General features: G+C 48.7%; 18 protein-coding genes and 1 pseudogene. 14 read left to right on the top strand and 5 right to left on the bottom strand.

Going from position 1 to position 16,456, the window contains the following annotated elements:
- The first annotated feature begins 38 nt into the window (after positions 1 to 38).
- Positions 39 to 1,205, top strand: coding sequence for a PilT/PilU family type 4a pilus ATPase (locus tag C1H71_RS03150; protein ID WP_130105274.1), 1,167 nt, complete (start codon positions 39 to 41; stop codon positions 1,203 to 1,205).
- A 71-nt stretch (positions 1,206 to 1,276) separates the two neighbouring features.
- Here the strand turns inward: C1H71_RS03150 and xseA are convergent, their stop codons facing one another.
- Complete coding sequence (gene xseA / locus C1H71_RS03145; RefSeq protein WP_130105273.1) at positions 1,277 to 2,632, bottom strand: exodeoxyribonuclease VII large subunit; 1,356 nt, start codon at positions 2,630 to 2,632, stop codon at positions 1,277 to 1,279.
- A gap of 492 nt (positions 2,633 to 3,124) precedes the next feature.
- Between xseA and C1H71_RS03140 the strand changes: the two genes are divergently transcribed.
- The 6 genes from C1H71_RS03140 (at position 3,125) to adk (ending at position 6,958) form a co-directional block, all read left to right on the top strand.
- A complete protein-coding gene (locus tag C1H71_RS03140; protein WP_130105272.1) occupies positions 3,125 to 3,733 on the top strand; it encodes a MotA/TolQ/ExbB proton channel family protein in 609 nt (202 codons plus the stop codon).
- Between the two features lie 2 nt (positions 3,734 to 3,735).
- A complete protein-coding gene (locus C1H71_RS03135; protein ID WP_130105271.1) occupies positions 3,736 to 4,158 on the top strand; it encodes an ExbD/TolR family protein in 423 nt (140 codons plus the stop codon).
- Between the two features lie 32 nt (positions 4,159 to 4,190).
- Positions 4,191 to 5,168, top strand: a complete 978-nt coding sequence (gene lpxK, locus C1H71_RS03130; RefSeq protein WP_130105270.1) for a tetraacyldisaccharide 4'-kinase — start codon at positions 4,191 to 4,193, stop codon at positions 5,166 to 5,168.
- A 158-nt stretch (positions 5,169 to 5,326) separates the two neighbouring features.
- Positions 5,327 to 5,509, top strand: a complete 183-nt coding sequence (locus tag C1H71_RS03125) for a Trm112 family protein (RefSeq protein WP_130105269.1) — start codon at positions 5,327 to 5,329, stop codon at positions 5,507 to 5,509.
- Positions 5,506 to 6,270, top strand: coding sequence for a 3-deoxy-manno-octulosonate cytidylyltransferase (gene kdsB, locus C1H71_RS03120; protein WP_130105268.1), 765 nt, complete (start codon positions 5,506 to 5,508; stop codon positions 6,268 to 6,270). Before C1H71_RS03125 ends, kdsB begins: the two co-directional genes overlap by 4 nt.
- A gap of 31 nt (positions 6,271 to 6,301) precedes the next feature.
- Complete coding sequence (adk, locus tag C1H71_RS03115) at positions 6,302 to 6,958, top strand: adenylate kinase (protein WP_130105267.1); 657 nt, start codon at positions 6,302 to 6,304, stop codon at positions 6,956 to 6,958.
- Positions 6,959 to 7,038: 80 nt separating this feature from the next.
- Here the strand turns inward: adk and C1H71_RS20550 are convergent.
- The 3 genes and pseudogenes from C1H71_RS20550 to C1H71_RS03105 form a co-directional block, all read right to left on the bottom strand.
- Positions 7,039 to 7,113: pseudogene (locus C1H71_RS20550) on the bottom strand (IS3 family transposase); the annotation flags it as partial.
- 41 nt (positions 7,114 to 7,154) lie between these two features.
- Positions 7,155 to 9,026 (bottom strand): PAS domain-containing hybrid sensor histidine kinase/response regulator, encoded by a 1,872-nt coding sequence (locus C1H71_RS03110; RefSeq protein ID WP_130105266.1) that lies wholly within the window; start codon positions 9,024 to 9,026, stop codon positions 7,155 to 7,157.
- The gene (locus tag C1H71_RS03105; RefSeq protein WP_130105265.1) at positions 9,023 to 10,285 is read right to left on the bottom strand and encodes an HD-GYP domain-containing protein; all 1,263 of its coding nucleotides are present in this window, start codon (positions 10,283 to 10,285) and stop codon (positions 9,023 to 9,025) included. The genes C1H71_RS03110 and C1H71_RS03105 overlap by 4 nt, the downstream gene beginning before the upstream one ends.
- A gap of 320 nt (positions 10,286 to 10,605) precedes the next feature.
- Between C1H71_RS03105 and ada the strand changes: the two genes are divergently transcribed.
- The 3 genes from ada to C1H71_RS03090 are packed head-to-tail and all read left to right on the top strand — an operon-like array spanning position 10,606 to position 13,292.
- A complete protein-coding gene (gene ada, locus C1H71_RS03100) occupies positions 10,606 to 11,697 on the top strand; it encodes a bifunctional DNA-binding transcriptional regulator/O6-methylguanine-DNA methyltransferase Ada (protein WP_130105264.1) in 1,092 nt (363 codons plus the stop codon).
- Entirely contained in the window at positions 11,669 to 12,379 is a 711-nt protein-coding gene (gene alkB, locus C1H71_RS03095; protein ID WP_262488379.1) for a DNA oxidative demethylase AlkB, read from the top strand. Before ada ends, alkB begins: the two co-directional genes overlap by 29 nt.
- Positions 12,380 to 12,389: 10 nt before the next feature.
- Positions 12,390 to 13,292, top strand: coding sequence for a DNA-3-methyladenine glycosylase family protein (locus C1H71_RS03090; protein WP_130105263.1), 903 nt, complete (start codon positions 12,390 to 12,392; stop codon positions 13,290 to 13,292).
- A gap of 61 nt (positions 13,293 to 13,353) precedes the next feature.
- On the opposite strand, the gene C1H71_RS03085 is transcribed toward C1H71_RS03090, so the two are convergent.
- A complete protein-coding gene (locus C1H71_RS03085) occupies positions 13,354 to 13,593 on the bottom strand; it encodes a hypothetical protein (protein WP_130105262.1) in 240 nt (79 codons plus the stop codon).
- A gap of 220 nt (positions 13,594 to 13,813) precedes the next feature.
- On the opposite strand from C1H71_RS03085, the gene C1H71_RS03080 reads away from it, so the two are divergent.
- The 4 genes from C1H71_RS03080 to C1H71_RS03065 are packed head-to-tail and all read left to right on the top strand — an operon-like array spanning position 13,814 to position 16,454.
- Positions 13,814 to 14,059, top strand: coding sequence for a hypothetical protein (locus C1H71_RS03080; RefSeq protein WP_130105261.1), 246 nt, complete (start codon positions 13,814 to 13,816; stop codon positions 14,057 to 14,059).
- Positions 14,056 to 14,322, top strand: a complete 267-nt coding sequence (locus C1H71_RS03075; RefSeq protein ID WP_130105260.1) for a hypothetical protein — start codon at positions 14,056 to 14,058, stop codon at positions 14,320 to 14,322. The genes C1H71_RS03080 and C1H71_RS03075 overlap by 4 nt, the downstream gene beginning before the upstream one ends.
- A 28-nt stretch (positions 14,323 to 14,350) precedes the next feature.
- Entirely contained in the window at positions 14,351 to 14,860 is a 510-nt protein-coding gene (locus C1H71_RS03070) for a DUF3304 domain-containing protein (RefSeq protein ID WP_130105259.1), read from the top strand.
- 22 nt (positions 14,861 to 14,882) lie between these two features.
- Positions 14,883 to 16,454, top strand: coding sequence for a T6SS phospholipase effector Tle1-like catalytic domain-containing protein (locus C1H71_RS03065; protein WP_130105258.1), 1,572 nt, complete (start codon positions 14,883 to 14,885; stop codon positions 16,452 to 16,454).
- Positions 16,455 to 16,456: the final 2 nt, after the last annotated feature.

Genomic DNA, 16,456 nt, shown 5'->3' with positions numbered 1-16,456 from the left:
TAATCTGGCAGGGCATCTCCGTGTAAAGGATTTTAATAATGACGCCAGAACAAGCCAATAAAACGATCAATGATTTGCTGCGCATGATGCTGCAGCATCATGCGTCTGATTTATTTATTGCCGATGATTTTCCGCCTGCAATGAAAATTAATGGCAAGCTCACGCCGGTTGGCAATCAAAAGCTCAATGGAGTGGTCAGCAAGGCATTGGCGTATTCGGTAATGCGGGTTGATCAACAGGAAGAATTTGAGCGCGAATATGAATGCAATTTTGCGATTAATCCAGAAGGCATCGGCCGTTTTCGGGTTAATGTGTTTATGCAGCAAGAAAAAGTCGGCATGGTGCTGCGGGTTATTACCAGCAAGATCCCCGATTTTGATGAGCTAAAACTCCCCCCTGTTTTAAAAGAAGTGGTGCTGGCCAAACGTGGCTTGGTGCTTTTGGTGGGCGGAACAGGATCGGGTAAATCAACCACAATGGCGGCCATGATTGATTACCGTAATCAAAACACCCACGGCCATATCATCACCATTGAAGACCCGATTGAATACGTGCATAAAAGTAAAAACTGCTTGGTGACGCATCGCGAAGTAGGCCGCGACACTAAGCATTGGTTTGCGGCACTTAAAAACACCCTAAGACAAGCACCCGATGTGATTTTAATTGGTGAAATTCGTGATCGCGATACCATGGAATACGCTTTGTCTTTTGCTGAAACAGGCCATTTATGCATGGGTACTTTGCATGCCAATAGTGCGAATCAGGCTTTGGAGCGCATTGTTAATTTCTTCCCCGAAGAGCGTCATCCACAAATTTATATGGATTTATCCTTAAATATGCGTGGGATGATTTCACAGCGCTTAATTCCTACCCATGATGGAAAAGGGCGTGTGGCTGCGATTGAGGTTTTGCTTAATTCGCCTTTAGTGGCGGATATGATTTTTAAAGGCGATGTGGGCGGGGTTAAAACTGCCATGCTTAAATCAGAAGAGCTAGGGATGCAAACCTTTGATTCTGCACTCTTTCATTTATATGAAGATGGGCGAATTAGCCTAGAAGAAGCACTTAAAAACGCTGACTCGATTAATGAATTACGTTTGCGGGTTAAATTAAAAAGCAAAGACAGCAAAAGCGTTGGTCACGATGAGTTAGGCCATTTAAGCTTGGTGGCCGAAGCCGAGCCAGAGGAGGAGGAAGCACCATAGGCACAGCAGTTTTGTGTTTGCTTGGGGGCATCCTCCTGAGGGGCATGGCATGTTCCTTTACTACCTTACTATTACAGGCCTAATTCCCCCTGCAAGCCTAAGTCTTTATTCACCCTGACATCTACAGCACTATCGGCAAATTGCAGCGAGAGGGCATCGCCGTGTTTAAGATTTGCGCCAAGCCGAACCAGTTGCCCATCCGGTCGGCTCACTAGGGCATAGCCACGCGCTAACACGGCTTGTGGGTTCCATGGCTCTAAGCGGGCAGCGAGCATGGATAAGCATTGCTGCCGCTGCAAAAGCGTACGCGGTAGTGCGCTGGCCAGCCTTTGTTTTAGCGAGGCAAGTCTATCTTGCTGGCGGATGGTGCTGGGCTTGAGATGGTTTAAGCGCAGCGCTGATTGCGTCAAGCGATAACGGTTTTTTTCTAGCGCACGATTGGGAGCGAGATGCAGGCGGCGGCTTAGCTCCAAAATATAAGCGTGCTGCTGGGCTAGCCGTGCTCCAGGGTGTTGTAAACGTCTTGCTGCGGCGTCTAAGCCCTGCATTTTGCTTTGTAGCTGCCGCTCTACGGCACGGTGCAGGCGGCTGCGCTGGCGATCAAGGCGGGCCAGCCATTCCTCGCTATTGGGGCTCACCAGCTCTGCCGCTGCCGTTGGCGTGGCTGCACGGACATCGGCAACAAAATCGGCGATGCTAAAGTCGGTTTCATGGCCTATCCCACTCACCAGCGGAATGGTGCAAGCGGCAATGGCGCGTGCCACTACTTCTTCATTAAACGACCATAAGTCTTCTAGGCTGCCGCCGCCTCGGCACACAATCAGTACATCTACTTCTTGGCGCTGATTGGCTTTTTGGATGGCACTGGCAATCTGTGCTGCGGCATCTAGCCCTTGTACTGGGGTGGGATAAAGAATGATGGGCAAGCTGGGCATGCGGCGTTGCAAGGCGGCAATCACATCTGCGAGTGCGGCAGCGGCGGGTGAGGTGACGATGCCAACGGCGCGTGGAAAAGCGGGCAGGGGTTTTTTACGCTCTGGCGCAAATAAACCTTCTAATTCTAATTTTTGTTTGAGTTTTTCATAGGCAGCAAATAAAGCACCCAAACCAGCGGGGCGCAGGGCCTCAATGGTGAGTTGAAAATCACCGCGTGCTTCATACAAGGAAACCAGTGCGCGAGCTTCGACTTGCATTCCTTCACGAGGCTGAAAATCAATTAATGCAGCCCGATTGCGAAACATCACACACCTTACTTGTGCCTTTGAGTCTTTTAAGCTGAAGTAACAGTGGCCTGAATCGTAACGTTTAAAATTTGAAATTTCACCTGCCACCCACAACAAAGGAAAACAACTTTCTAGCAGCGATTTGGCGCGGTTGTTGAGTTCTGCAACGGTTAAAATGACGCCGTTTGTACTTGACAAATTCATGAAAATCTCGATTTGGATCTGTTTAATCCACAAAATGGCGCAAACTAACGATTTGCGTATGACTGTGAGTGTTGTAGTAGAGAATTATGCTTTAACTTGTTGATTTATATATGTATTAATAAATCATTATGTAGAATGTGTAGTTGCACATTTTTGCGCTTACACGCTATTTAATGCTTTTATTGAATATTGTGCACAAAGTTATCCACAGAGCGGTTGACAATAAAAAAACCATGGCAGATCACGGGCTTAGCCATCTTTTGTGTGGCACAGTTGCAGAATAACGCCGCTGAATAAGTGGGATTTTTGCATAATTTGTGATTTTAAAAACAAGGGAAATAAGCATTTTATCGCTCTAAACACAGATCTAAACACGGATCAGCATTTTAGTGAGAATGCACTTTGGGTGTTTTTGTTAGTGCACAGTGCTTCCCCCCGCCCCTTAATCCCGTTAAAGTTACGCGCTTCTAATCGTGCCTCAGGATTAAACACATGCTTGCTATTATTGAAGCGGCCGGTTGGCCGATCTGGCTCATTATCGCCGCTTCTGTTGCCACTGTAACAATCATCATTGAACGCTTTCTTTCTTTACGCCGAAGCCAAATTTTGCCTGATGGCTTGTTAGCGCGTGCGGTGCAAGACTATCGCGGCCAAGGCGTGAATGCCGAAATGCTGGGTAAATTGTCTGCTAGCAGCCCATTGGGCCGTGTTTTAGCGGCAGGCCTGAAGAATGTTCGCAGCTCCCGTGAAATTATGAAAGAGTCTATTGAAGAAGCGGGAAGTGTAATTGCTCACGACCTAGAGCGCTATTTGCCGATGCTGGGTACGCTGGCTGCAGTAACGCCGCTATTAGGGTTGTTTGGCACCGTGATCGGAATGATCGAAATTTTTGGTTCACAATCACCAACAGGTGCTGCCAACCCAGCCGCGCTAGCGCATGGGATTTCTGTGGCGCTGTACAACACGGCATTCGGGATTATTGTGGCTGTGCCTGCTCTGATGTTCTATCGTTTTTTCCGAGGTAAGGTAGATGGCTTTCTGGTGGAAATGGAGCAGCAGGCCGTTAAACTGGTGGAAGTTGTACACGGCGAACGGAATTAATCATGAATTTTCGTAAAGGACGTCATCGTGAAGAGCCGGAAATTAACTTTGTACCGTTGATTGACGTGCTCTTGGTGATTTTGATTTTTCTGATGGCAACGACAACTTACTCTAAGTTTGCGGAGCTAAAAATCACCTTGCCTACGGCAGATGCAGAAAAATCACCGGATAAACAGCCGCAGTCTATCAATGTGGCGATTTCAGCCAATGGCCAGTACAGCGTCAATGGTAATGCCACCACCTTTAGCACGGCTGATGATTTTGCCCTGCTATTGCGCCGTGCAGCGGGGGCTACGGCAGACCCGATGATTATCATCAATGCGGATGCTCAAAGCGCTCATCAAACCGTTGTTAATGTGATGGAAGCGGCACGCATTGCGGGCTATGGCAAATTGACCTTTGCTACGCAGACGAATGCGAAGTAAGTTGTTTATTGCAATGCAAGTGAGGCGGGCCGATGCTGCTTGATCGTATCTGGTACACGCCTCACCATCCCCTTTCCTACCTTTTGCGCCCGTTATCTATTTTGTTTGCTGGAATAGGTGCTGCGCGCCGTGCCTTGTTTACCTTGGGATTAAAGCAAAGTGTGCGCTTGCCAGTGCCAGTCATTGTGGTTGGCAATATTACGGTAGGGGGTACGGGCAAAACACCGCTGACTATTTATCTAGCCCAAAGCTTGCTGGTTCAGGGGTTTTCTCCTGGCATTATTTCGCGTGGTTATGGCGGCAAGACGCTTGTTCCTTTAGCTGTGAGCAAAGATAGCGATCCCGCCCAAAGCGGCGATGAGCCCATATTATTAGCCAGAGCCACTGGTGTGCCGGTTTATGTTTTTGCAGATCGTGCAGCCGCAGGCGCGGCCCTCTTGGCCGCACACCCAGAAGTGAATATTTTGCTCTGTGATGATGGCTTACAGCACTATCGGCTGCAGCGAGATTTAGAGCTGTGTGTGGTTGATGGTGCTCGTGGCTATGGTAATGGGGCTTTGCTTCCCGCTGGGCCCTTGCGTGAGCCTGTGTCGCGGCTAAAAACGGTAGATGCGGTGGTGGTGAATGGTGCTGAGCGGTTGCCAGGGCAGGCAGAGTGCTTTCAGATGTCTTTATTGCCTGGGGAGTTTTATTCTTTAACCGGCGCGGCGCGGCAATCATGGCAGGGTAAACGTCTTGCCGCCGTATGTGGAATCGGTCATCCGCAGCGTTTTTTTAATACTTTAACAGCGCTCGGATTAGAATTTACTGAGCACGCTTTTGCTGATCATCATCAATTTAGCCAGCAAGATTTACCTGATGCCGACATTATTCTGGTTACAGAAAAAGATGCAGTGAAGCTAGCAGGCCTCTCTGATGTTAGAATCTGGGCTCTGCCAATAAGCGCAAGCTTAACGCCTGACCTTGCTGGCTGGCTGGGGCAAAAAATGAATATGCTGAGCACGCGGTAATTACAAATTTCATAGCCTTACCGTCGCTTTCGAGGGCAAGTTTGCTCAAAGCAAACGCTGTAATCACCACTACGGTAAGGTTTGTGCGTTATCACCAAGCGGGCTCTTGCCCGCTGGAAAATAGCGTACTTCATCGATAAATAGCGAGAGAATGCCTAATGGATGCAAAGTTATTAGAAATTTTAGTTTGTCCGGTCTGCAAAGGCCCGCTGACTTATGAAAAAAGCCAACAAGAATTGATCTGCAAAGCCGATCGCTTGGCCTATGCAATAAAAGACGGCATCCCTGTGATGTTGCAAGCTGAAGCGCGTGAGCTTGCTGCTACGGAAGAAGTTCGGTGAGTTTTGTTGCACTTATCCCCGCTCGGCTTAAATCTACCCGTCTGCCTAATAAACCGCTAGCCGATATTGGCGGCAAACCTATGGTGGTAAGGGTGATTGAGCAGGTGCTTAAATCCTCGGCAAGCTTAGTTTGCGTAGCCACCGATGATGAGCAAATTAAAGCTGCAGTAGAGGCTGCCGGTTATCGTGCTATTTTAACGCGGGATGATCACCCAAGCGGCACAGATCGCCTCGCTGAAATGGTCGATTTGCTGGGTTTAAGCGATGATGCCGTGGTGGTGAATGTGCAGGGTGATGAGCCCTTGATTGATCCAAGCTTGATTGATGCGGTGGCGGCAAAGTTGATTGAAGATGCTAGCCTTGCTATGTCCACCGCTTGCCACACTATTGATAATGCCGCTGATTTTGCTAATCCAAATGTAGTAAAAGTAGTTTTAGATGCAAAGCAGCGCGCTATGTATTTTAGCCGTGCGCCTATTCCTTGGCCACGCGATGCATTTATGCATGATCGCTCGGTATTGCCCCCAGATTTAATGCCCTTACGGCATATTGGGATCTATGGCTACCGTGCTGGGTTCCTCCGAACTTACCGAGAACTGTCGCCATCCTACATCGAATCGATTGAAGCGCTGGAACAACTGCGCGTGCTGTGGCATGGTTACGCTATTGGTGTGCATATTACTGCTCATGCGCCCGTTGCCGGAGTCGATACGCCAGAAGATTTAGCGCGCGTGCGAAACGTTTTTAGCCAATTGCCATAATCAAAAATATTTCAACCATTAGGGAAAAACAATGAGACTCATTCTTCTAGGCGCACCAGGCGCCGGCAAAGGCACGCAAGCGACTTACATCAAAGAAAAATACAATATCCCGCAAATTTCCACTGGCGATATGTTGCGTGCTGCTGTTAAAGCAGGCACTCCGCTCGGTTTAGAGGCTAAATCAATTATGGATGCGGGCGGCTTGGTTCGTGATGACATCATTATTGGCTTAGTCAAAGAGCGCATTGCTGATGCAGATTGTGCCAATGGTTTCTTGTTTGATGGCTTTCCACGCACAGTGCCACAAGCTGACGCGATGAAAGAAGCCGGTGTAGTGATTGATTACGTGGTCGAAATTGATGTGCCTGATGAAGCCATCGTTGATCGTATGGCTGGGCGCCGTGTGCACATGGCATCAGGACGCACTTATCACGTTAAATTTAACCCGCCTAAGGTTGATGGTGTAGATGATGTAAGCGGTGAAGCGCTGATTCAGCGTGCTGATGATGAAGAAGAAACCGTTAAAAAACGCCTAGCTGTTTATCATGAGCAAACTGAAGTCTTGGTTGGCTACTACGGTGAAATGGCCGCCAGCGGCAATGCTACTGCACCTAAATATGTAAAAGTAAATGGTGTAGGGCAGGTTGAAGTGATTCGTGATCAGTTGTTTGCCGCTTTGGGTAAGTAATTTAAATTGCATTTAAGCTGTAAAAAAAGCCGCATTTTGAACTGACCCCAATAAGTTGGACAGTATAAAAACGAGGTGCTCAAGGGCTGGGTTCTGTATTGCACAGAGCTCAGCCCTTTTAACTTCAGCTTGATTCGGTGGTTATAGTCATGGATGTCATCCAGGCTGCTAGTTGTAAAAAGGGGGGGACTGCCCTCTATGACTTTACGGTTTTTCCACTGAGCATTCGGTCAATATGCTCTAGGATGGTATCTAGTTTGATGGGTTTTGTGAGGTAGCCATCAAAGCCTGCACGCTTAGCATGGGAGATTTCGTCGGAGCCTGTATCACCAGAAATCGCCAGTACTGGGATGTGCCGAGTTGTGCTTTGTTTGCGTAATTGCTCCAGTACGGCAGCGCCAGAAGCATCGGGTAGGTGCATGTCTAGCAAGATTAAATCAGGCTCGGCAGACAGGGCGAGGGCGAGGCCGGTGGCGGCGTTGCTGGCTGGAATCAATTTATATTGTGGGCGGTGCTGTGCCATGATTTTGACGAGCAATTGCTGCGATAAAATATCGTCTTCGATATAAAGCAAAATTTTATTATTGAGTGGGAGCGGGGTAGCCAGTGTGGTGGAGCAGTGTAAGGTGGCGCAGGGCAGGTCGATCCAGAAGCGGCTTCCCTTGCCTAGGCTGCTGTCCATATTGACTTCGCCACTCATAAGGTGTGCCAGTTTACGGGTAAAGGCGAGGCCGATGCCCGTGCCTTCAATCTCTATGGAATGATTACCCACGCGGCTGAATGGCTGAAATAGTAAGGCTTGATCGCTCTCTGAAATACCGTTGCCGGTGTCAGAAACCATGAGTCGCCAATGGGTTTCATCTGCAGCGGTAATGGTGATTTCCACACGGCCATTGGGGCGGTTGTATTTGATGGCATTAGAGATCAGATTCAGCAGCATTTGCTTTAAGCGCCGTGCATCGACTTGGGCAATAAAACGCCCAGTATTTAGATGGGGCTCGGCCAGATGCACATGTTTATCGATGGCGAGCTGGCGGGTTAGCTCAAGGCAATCTTGAATGATGGCAGTGAGATCAATGGGCTCGATGCGTAGCTTCATTTTTCCGGCCTCAATACTGGCCAGATCAAGTACTTCATTGATGAGCTCAAGCAAATGCCAGCCTGCCTTGGCAATATAGTTGCCCAGCTCGTGTGCGGTGGGGTCTGGCTCACCCTCTAGCAGCTGGGCAAAGCCTAAAATGGCATTAAGCGGCGTGCGCAGCTCGTGACTCATATGTGATAGAAAATCAGATTTAGCGCGGCTGGCGGCTTGGGCCTCGTCACGGGCAATACGTAATTGCTCTTCGGTGGCTTTAAGTGCGCTGATATCGTGCATGGTGATCAGCCTGCCAATGGCCTGTTGCCTGAGCAGCTGGGGATGGCTGTTTAGCTCAAAAACGCGGCCATCCTTTAGCCAGCACTCAAGCTGGCCATTGTGATATGGGTCTTGATAAAGTGTTTCTAGCCAGCGTAAAAAATGCGCTGGGTCTTGTAATTGGGATGCCATATGGTTAAAGAGCGTACTGCTATTGGTATTGGTTTGCCATTGCCAAATGATATTTACGCGTTGGTTAAAGTTGCAGATTATCCCGTCTAAATCGGTGACCAAAATGCCATCGTGGGAGGATTCTAGCGTGGCAGCCAGTAAGGATGAGCTGCGGGCGGTTTCATCCTCCAGCCGCTTGGCGGCGCTCACATCATGCACAGAAATCACGCAAAGCGGGCCTGTATCATCATTAAAACAACGTATGGTTTTTTGTACCGTGATACAAGAGCCGTTTTTGTGCCGGTATTCGCTTTGCACTGCCCGCACTGAGCTGATCGAATTTTGGCGTACTTCTTCCCAAAAAAACAAATCATGTAAGCCAATCTCAATATCCGCAATAGGCCGCCCCAGCAGGCTGGCTGCTGAGTAGCCAAGCAAACGCTCGCATTCTAAATTACTGCTAACGATCAGCCCCGAGCTGGGGTTGATGGCCAGCACCGCATAGCCACAGGCATCTAGTAGGGTTTGGGCATAGGGTTTCACTGCGCACTCGCATTAAAGTAATAACTGATGTGCTTGCCGGGGCTAAGATAAACCGCCGCTGCCTTGGGTAGCTGGGCCAGTTTGATCGATTTACAGATATTGAGCTGTGTTTCGTATTCTAGGTTAATGAGTACGGTGCCTTGGTCTTGCGTATTGGGGTTGTATACTTGAATCAACGGTTTTAAAGGCTTGGTGGTGTTCACTGCCATTACCAGCGCATAGCAATCATTGGAAAGTAGCACCAAAGACCCAGGTGGATATATGCCCATTGCTCTGATCAGTAAATTTAATGGCACCGGATCAAAGCTTGCTTTTTGCTGTGTATAGATCTGTGAAAGCGCTTCATGCGGCGTTAGCGATTCAGCAGGATTAAGGCGATTGCAGTAACTATCGTAGCAATTAACCAGCGCTAAAATTCGTGCCAGTGGATCAATTTCATCGTGTTTTAATCCCTTAGGGTAGCCACTGCCATCACACATCTCGTGGTGCTGGGCGATCAGGCGTAATACCTCTGGTGGTAGCCCCGCAGTTTTAGCCGCATTCACGCTCCATTGGCTGTGCTGTTGATACACTTTTTCTTCAGCTGCGCTGAGTGGGCCAGATTTCATCAGGATACGGTCTGGAATTTGCGCTTTGCCAATATCATGAAACAAAGCGGCCAGACCTAAAGTGCGAATATCTTGTTTCTGCAGCTGCATATCTCGAGCCAAAATTAAGGATATAACCACGACATTCAAAGAGTGGAAATACAGCTCCTCACCTTTGGTTTTGTCATTCATCAGGTGAATGATGATGTCGTTATCTACCAGCAGTGTATCCAGCATTTGCCCCACCAGCCTTTCTGCTCCAGCTAGGGTTTCCTTGGGGCGGCTATGGAGTTGCTTATCAATATTACGCACGGCTTGAGCCGTTGCAGCAAAGGCTTTGGCGCATTCGCTGCGCAACGCATTATTGTATTCAAACTGCTGCAATTTACTCTGCTTAGCTTCTAGCCTGACTCGCAAATCGGGATCAGGCTGAGCAGCAGGTGTTTCAATCACGGCCTCTTTGATTGCAATGGGTTGGATATCGCTTTTGGTGGGAGAGTAACGAATCTGCTGCACTCCTAGCTGCTTAATCATTTCAATTTGTTCACCTGACTTAATTTTAAAACTGCCAAAGGTAAACGGATGTTCATTCCACGGTAAATCTAAATGGATATACAGACCCACTTGCAATTGCTCAGCGTAAATAAAATGGACAAGTTTATCTATTGGCATGATACGGCAGGCTAAAAATCAGACTTTTAGTATGGCTTTTTTTAGAAAAAATGCAGGAAATATAAGCAAAGTCATGGTGTTAAATAAGTTTTTTATAAAAAAACAACAAGATTTAGAAATAAATAAGAAAGTTAGATATAGAGTTTTGTAATGATATGCCAGTTCATCCCCTCGCTGTGGGCTGGCTCTGTAGCGCTAAAAGGGCCTTTGCTGTGTAGCATCAGTTCGCGAATTCAAAAGCAAGACTCGGAGTGTATTGCTGCGGGCTGTTGTTTAAAGTGTGGCTTATCTTATTTAAAACATCGTTTTTTGAGGCCGCCATGTCTAAGCAAAAACAAGCAGCAGAAACGCTAAGTGACCCACGCTGGGCGGTGCTTATTGCGCGTGATGCTCAAGCGGAGGGTGGTTTTTATTACGCTGTGCTTACCACAGGGGTGTATTGCCGCCCCTCTTGCGGTGCGCGTTTGCCTCGGCCAGAAAACGTGCGTTTTTTTAGCAGCGGCCAAGCTGCTGAACAGGCAGGGTTTAGGGCTTGTAAGCGCTGCAAGCCCGATCAGGCCAAGGCTGAGCCGCATACCAAGCTGATTGCACAAATGTGCAGGCAAATCGAAATGGCTGACACGCCGCCCAGCTTGGCGCAGCTGGCGCAATTTGCACAGCTCAGCCCCGCTCACTTGCATCGAATATTTAAAGCGGAAACCGGTGTCACCCCCAAGGCTTATGCGGCGGCGCATCGTGGTCAAAAAGTGCGCGCACATTTAGCCAGCAGTGCTAGTGTGACGGAGGCGATTTATGCCGCTGGGTATAACTCTAATGGGCGTTTTTACGAGGGCGCAAACCAGCTATTGGGCATGACGCCTAAAAATTTTCGAGCAGGCGGTAGCAATACACAGATTCGCTTTGCCGTGGGCGAATGCTCACTGGGGGCTATCTTGGTGGCGGCGAGCGAGCGCGGCGTGTGCGCCATCTTGCTGGGGGACGATCCGCAAGCTTTGCTGCTTGATTTGCAGGATAGGTTTTTGAATGCAGAGCTGATGGGCGGCGATGCAGATTTTGAGTCGCAGGTGGCGCAGGTGGTGGGTTTTGTTGAAATGCCGCAGTACGGCCTTGATCTGCCGCTGGACGTGCGGGGTACGGCCTTTCAGCAGCGAGTTTGGCAGGCGCTGCTGGATATTCCTGCGGGGTTTACCGCCAGCTATAGCGAGATTGCACAGCGCATTGGCGCGCCAAAGTCTGCTCGCGCCGTGGCAGGGGCCTGCGCAGCTAATGCACTGGCGGTAGCGATTCCTTGCCACCGCGTAGTGCGCAATGATGGTGGCCTATCGGGTTATCGCTGGGGAATTGAGCGTAAACGCACTTTGCTGGAGCGGGAGGCTGGGCTCCTTGAGCAAAACACCCCTCGGCCCAAGTAAGCAAAACAATGAGGGCTCAATAAAAACAATGATGAATGATTTATTCGCTGATTTTGATGATGGCCTGCCGCAAAGAGAAGACTTAGCGGCAGGGGTGGTGTTGCTACGGGGCTTTGCGCGGGAGCAAACGGCAAGTTTGCTGCTGGCCGTGGCGCAGATCACGCAAGCTTCGCCTTTTCGGCAAATGAGCACGCCAGGCGGCTATCGGATGTCGGTGGCGATGAGCAATTGCGGCGCTTTGGGCTGGATTGCCGATTCGCAAGGTTATCGCTATGCGGCGCGTGATCCGCTCAATAATCACGCTTGGCCAGCCATGCCAGAGGTATTTTTAGCGCTTGCGCGCAGCGCTGCGCTGGAGGCGGGTTTTGCAGATTTTTTACCGGATGTTTGTTTAATCAATCGCTATGCGCCAGGTACAAAATTATCCATGCATCAGGATAAAGACGAAGCCGATTTTAGCGCGCCCATTGTGTCGATTTCCCTTGGCTTGCCAGCTATTTTTTTATTGGGTGGATTACAGCGCAATCATCCCAGCCAAAGAATAGGATTAAGTCATGGGGATGTGTTGGTTTGGGGCGGCCCAGCGCGGTTGCGTTACCATGGCGTATTAGCCTTAAAGCAGGACAGCCATGCAGAGCTGGGTGCTTGCCGTATTAATCTAACCTTTCGCCAAGCGGCGTAGTGATTTTTTGATGAACCAGTTACTTTCTTGCTCTATTCCTCTTACCGCCACCTTTCGTGCTGGCGATATTCTGGCTTTTCATGGCCGCGATCCGCAGGCCGTTTCTGAGCGGATTACTGCAAACACACTGCAAAAAGGGATGGTTTGGCGTGGGCAAGCGGCTTGTTTGTCTGTTTTTTTTCAGCCTGAGCAGGCTGAGGTGCAACTGCTGATAGATGGGGCGGCAGATGATGGCGATAGTCAGGCTGCGTTTGATGCGATGGCGTATCGCATGCTTGGGCTTACTCAAGATATTGAGGTATTCGAGGCGCAGTATCGAGATCATCCACTGCTCGGTGCTTTAATCAGCCAGCAAGCAGGGCTGCGCGTGCCATTAACGGCGACGCCTTTTGAGGCCTTAACGTGGGCGATTACTGGCCAGCAGATTAGCGTGGGGGCAGCGGTATCCATTCGGCGCAGATTAATTTTGGCCGCAGATATACGCCATTCGGGCGGCCTATTTTGTTCGCCCGAAGCTAGCCAGATTGCGGGTCTGAGTGAGCAAACCTTGCGCCAAGCTGGTTTCTCTTTAAGTAAAGCCCAAACACTGGCAACGTTGGTCGAATTGGTGGAGCAAAAGCAATTGCCGTTGGATGCTTGGGTGCAAAAGCTACCGGTAGAAGAAGCCAGAGCCGCACTTGAGGCGATTCGCGGCATTGGGCCATGGACGGTGAACTACACCATGCTGCGTGGATTTGGCTGGCTGGATGGCTCGCTGCACGGTGATGTTGCGGTGCGCAAAGCATTACAAATGCTGCTCGGCCAAACAGAAAAAATCAATGAAAAAGACGCCAAGATTTGGCTGGAAGAATTCTCTCCTTTTCGCGCATTAGTTGGCGCTCACCTTTGGAGTAGTTTATCCAAATTGGCGTAAACAGGCCGATGGTTGAGCGCCTTCGGCTTCAGTTGTCCCGACTGGGTGATATGAAATACGCTCAATGAGCAGCCGCTTGGATCTGGGTTGCTACTAAAAAGCCCATCTGCTCGACCAGCGTCAGCTGCGCCGCTTGCTGCAGTGCAAAACGGCTGTCTTTTAAGGCTTGAATCACCAGCAGATCTCCCCCTTGTCCCTGCCATTTTTGCCTGCAGCTTAAAATAATATCTAGGCCATAACGAATAACTGGGGTCAGAATAAAGTTAAATCCACTTTCTTTGGCTCTAAGAGTATTAAGCATAGTAGGATTTAATTTTGTTCTGACCCCAGTTATTAAATATATTAAATATATAGGCGGAGAGAAGAGAGAGAAATATCAGGGTATTTGCCGTGCCTCTGTTTTACCTACTTGCTGATATAGTCAGACAAAAATAGAGCAAGACTAATGCCATTGAATTAATAAATTCATATGGAATATTTATCAGTTCTATGGATGCTTTTAACGGAATGAGAGGCGATTTATGAAAATACTGAATGTGGTGTTGATCACCGTACTAATGACGCTGCTGGCAGGGTGTGCCAATTTGGCGGATGGCTCTGACCAGCCGTTTACCGGCAGTGGTGGAAAGGCTTTAAATATGATTCTGGTTAATCATACCAATCGGCCTATTTCGCAGGTTTTTGTGGGCACAAACTGGGCGGCTAATGCGGGGGCTGGTGATGCTAAAGGTCCTGACGGGGGGGGATTGTTTGTTGTTACAACGTGACTGACTGGCGTAAGCCCGTAAAAGTGATGTGGACTTTTAGTGCAGTACGTGAACAAAGTATTGATCATCCGGATGGCTCATATACCCCTGGCAAAGTTTTAATCCCTAAAGAGGACCATGTATTGATGGTGAATTTGCCGCCAAGGATGCCGATTGCCAGTTCTGATATGTTTAAAGATGAAGGTAATTTATGTGTCATTTTTAAAGATTTAAACACGGTTGAATTACAGTATTCGGTCAGTTTTGATTGTGGCGTTTTCTAATCGTAGCTTTAAATAAGGAAAATTATTGATGAAAAGATTTTATTGGCTCTTGATGGCCGTATTGATGGGCTTGCTGGCAGGGTGTGCCAATTTGGCGGATGGCTCGGACCAGCCGTTTACCGGCAGTGGTGGAAAGGCTTTAAATATGATTCTGGTTAATCATAACCATCGGCCTATTTCACAGGCTTTTGTGGGCACAAATTGGGCGGCTAATGCGGGGGCCGGTGATGCTAAAGGTCCTGGCGGGGGAGGGATTGTTTGTTGTTACAACGTGACTGACTGGCGTAAGCCCGTAAAAGTAATGTGGACTTTTAGTGCACTAGGCGAGCCTTCTTTTTATAACAAAGAGGGTATTCGTACAGAGGGTAAAATCACAACTCCGAAAGAAGACCATGTGGCGATGGTGAATTTGCCGCCAAGGATGCCGATTGCCAGTTCTGATATGTTTAAAGATGAAGGCAATTTATGTGTCATTTTTAAAGATTTAAACACGGTTGAATTGCAGTATTCGGTCCGTTTTGATTGTGGCGTTTTCTAATCGTAGATTTAAATAAGGATTAATGATGAGTCTAAGTCAGTCGGGTGCTTTTATTGAAGATTCCTCGCTATTGGCTGCAACCCGGGAGGCAGCTTTTGCGCGCGTTGCAAAAGAATGTAATTGGAGTACCCCTATAGAGCGGATTCAGTGTCGTTTATACCCCAAAATTAGTATTTATTTCGATGGTACGGGCAATAACCTTTATCTGGAGCAGGCAAAGCCGGTAGAGAAACAAGCTATCAGTAATGTGGCCCGATTATTTCTTGCTGCAAAGAGTAGGAAGGATGATCGGGAATGTTTTCGAATTTATATCCCTGGTGTGGGCACCCCGTTTAAGTCTGAGTTTATGGACGTAGGAGAAGACAAAGGCGGCGTATTGGGCTTGGCCTTTGGTAGTGGCGGAGAAATGCGCTTATTGCATGCCCTGCTGTCCGTTAAAAAGGTTTTAGATGTTGAGTATGGTGATGGGGCTATAAAGCATATTCGGGATATTCAGGTGGATGTATTTGGTTTCTCCCGTGGGGCGACGCAGGCTCGGGCCTTTGTGCGCCGCTTGCTGGATGAGCAATGTGAAATCAACGCAGAGGGAGGGGTGCTTTGGAGGTCGCACTTTGGAAAGAAAGCCCCCTTTACACTTAATTTTTTGGGCTTGTTTGATACGGTTGCCTCCGTGGGCGGCCCAGGGCTGCATAAGTACTGGGCAAATGATTTGCGTATTCCACCACAGGTAAAGCGATGCGTGCATTTAGTGGCGGCGCATGAGCTTAGAAGTGCTTTTCCTTTAGACTCCATTGCTTTTGCTGGGGTGTATCCGCCCAATAGCAGGGAAGTGATTTATCCTGGTGTGCACTCTGATGTGGGCGGCGGGTATTATCCAAACCAGCAAGGACGCAGTAATGATCTGGCTAAGATCCCCTTGCGTGAAATGTATTTGGAGGCCCTTAAGGCGGGGGTGATGTTGTTTCCGATAAATAATCTACCAGATAAACCAGTGCAGAAAGAGTTTGAATTACAAAGTCTTTCGGGAATTGCTGCATACACTAAATATCTCGAATATTTACCTCAATCCGGTGGTGATTTAGTAGCGCAAATTCGCGCACATCGTACTCCCTTTATCCATTGGCGAAGTATGCTGGCGCGGCGCGGTGATGCCAGTGCTTTACTGGCGGGGCTGCGAGCCACAGCGGATTGCGATGCGTGTTTGGCCGCGCCGGAATACCGCCCTCAGTTTCAGCACGATGATAAGCAATGGAAAGACAAAGCGTCCGAAGATGTAACCACACAGGGGAAGCAGCTGATTTCAGAGCAAAAGCGCTTAGTGAATCGGATTGAATTTATGCGTGCCCCTTATGATGGCGTTGGAAAAAACAGGGTTCCTCGGCCTCAGACCGAGTATGAGCAGTTTATTCTGGCCGCTTGGGATAATAAGGAGGCGCTGCCTGAGTCAACAGAGGCGTTCTTGACGCAGTATATCCATGATTCAGTCGCTCACTTTTCTGGCTGGCCTTGCGCTCTGTATGATCCCCGAGAGATTTATTTACACAAAGATACGGTTATTGCACAGCAGAGCACTGACCCGTTGATCGTTGGCTAGCT

The sequence above is a fragment of the Iodobacter fluviatilis genome (genome assembly GCF_004194535.1).
GTDB lineage: Bacteria > Pseudomonadota > Gammaproteobacteria > Burkholderiales > Chitinibacteraceae > Iodobacter > Iodobacter fluviatilis_A.
Note: the sequence above shows the minus strand (reverse complement) of the source record. Positions and strands in the feature narration are given on the sequence as shown.

Excerpts from the sequence above, each read along its gene's own strand:
- C1H71_RS03140 (WP_130105272.1), top strand. The coding sequence starts at position 3,125 with ATGCTTGCTATTATTGAAGCGGCCGGTTGGCCGATCTGGCTCATTATC.
- C1H71_RS03085 (WP_130105262.1), bottom strand. The coding sequence starts at position 13,593 with ATGCTTAATACTCTTAGAGCCAAAGAAAGTGGATTTAACTTTATTCTG.
- C1H71_RS03065 (WP_130105258.1), top strand. The coding sequence starts at position 14,883 with ATGATGAGTCTAAGTCAGTCGGGTGCTTTTATTGAAGATTCCTCGCTA.
- ada (WP_130105264.1), top strand. The coding sequence starts at position 10,606 with ATGTCTAAGCAAAAACAAGCAGCAGAAACGCTAAGTGACCCACGCTGG.
- C1H71_RS03070 (WP_130105259.1), top strand. The coding sequence starts at position 14,351 with ATGAAAAGATTTTATTGGCTCTTGATGGCCGTATTGATGGGCTTGCTG.
- C1H71_RS03150 (WP_130105274.1), top strand. The coding sequence starts at position 39 with ATGACGCCAGAACAAGCCAATAAAACGATCAATGATTTGCTGCGCATG.
- C1H71_RS03080 (WP_130105261.1), top strand. The coding sequence starts at position 13,814 with ATGAAAATACTGAATGTGGTGTTGATCACCGTACTAATGACGCTGCTG.
- C1H71_RS03125 (WP_130105269.1), top strand. The coding sequence starts at position 5,327 with ATGGATGCAAAGTTATTAGAAATTTTAGTTTGTCCGGTCTGCAAAGGC.
- C1H71_RS03105 (WP_130105265.1), bottom strand. The coding sequence starts at position 10,285 with ATGCCAATAGATAAACTTGTCCATTTTATTTACGCTGAGCAATTGCAA.
- C1H71_RS03135 (WP_130105271.1), top strand. The coding sequence starts at position 3,736 with ATGAATTTTCGTAAAGGACGTCATCGTGAAGAGCCGGAAATTAACTTT.
- xseA (WP_130105273.1), bottom strand. The coding sequence starts at position 2,632 with ATGAATTTGTCAAGTACAAACGGCGTCATTTTAACCGTTGCAGAACTC.
- C1H71_RS03090 (WP_130105263.1), top strand. The coding sequence starts at position 12,390 with ATGAACCAGTTACTTTCTTGCTCTATTCCTCTTACCGCCACCTTTCGT.
- adk (WP_130105267.1), top strand. The coding sequence starts at position 6,302 with ATGAGACTCATTCTTCTAGGCGCACCAGGCGCCGGCAAAGGCACGCAA.
- lpxK (WP_130105270.1), top strand. The coding sequence starts at position 4,191 with ATGCTGCTTGATCGTATCTGGTACACGCCTCACCATCCCCTTTCCTAC.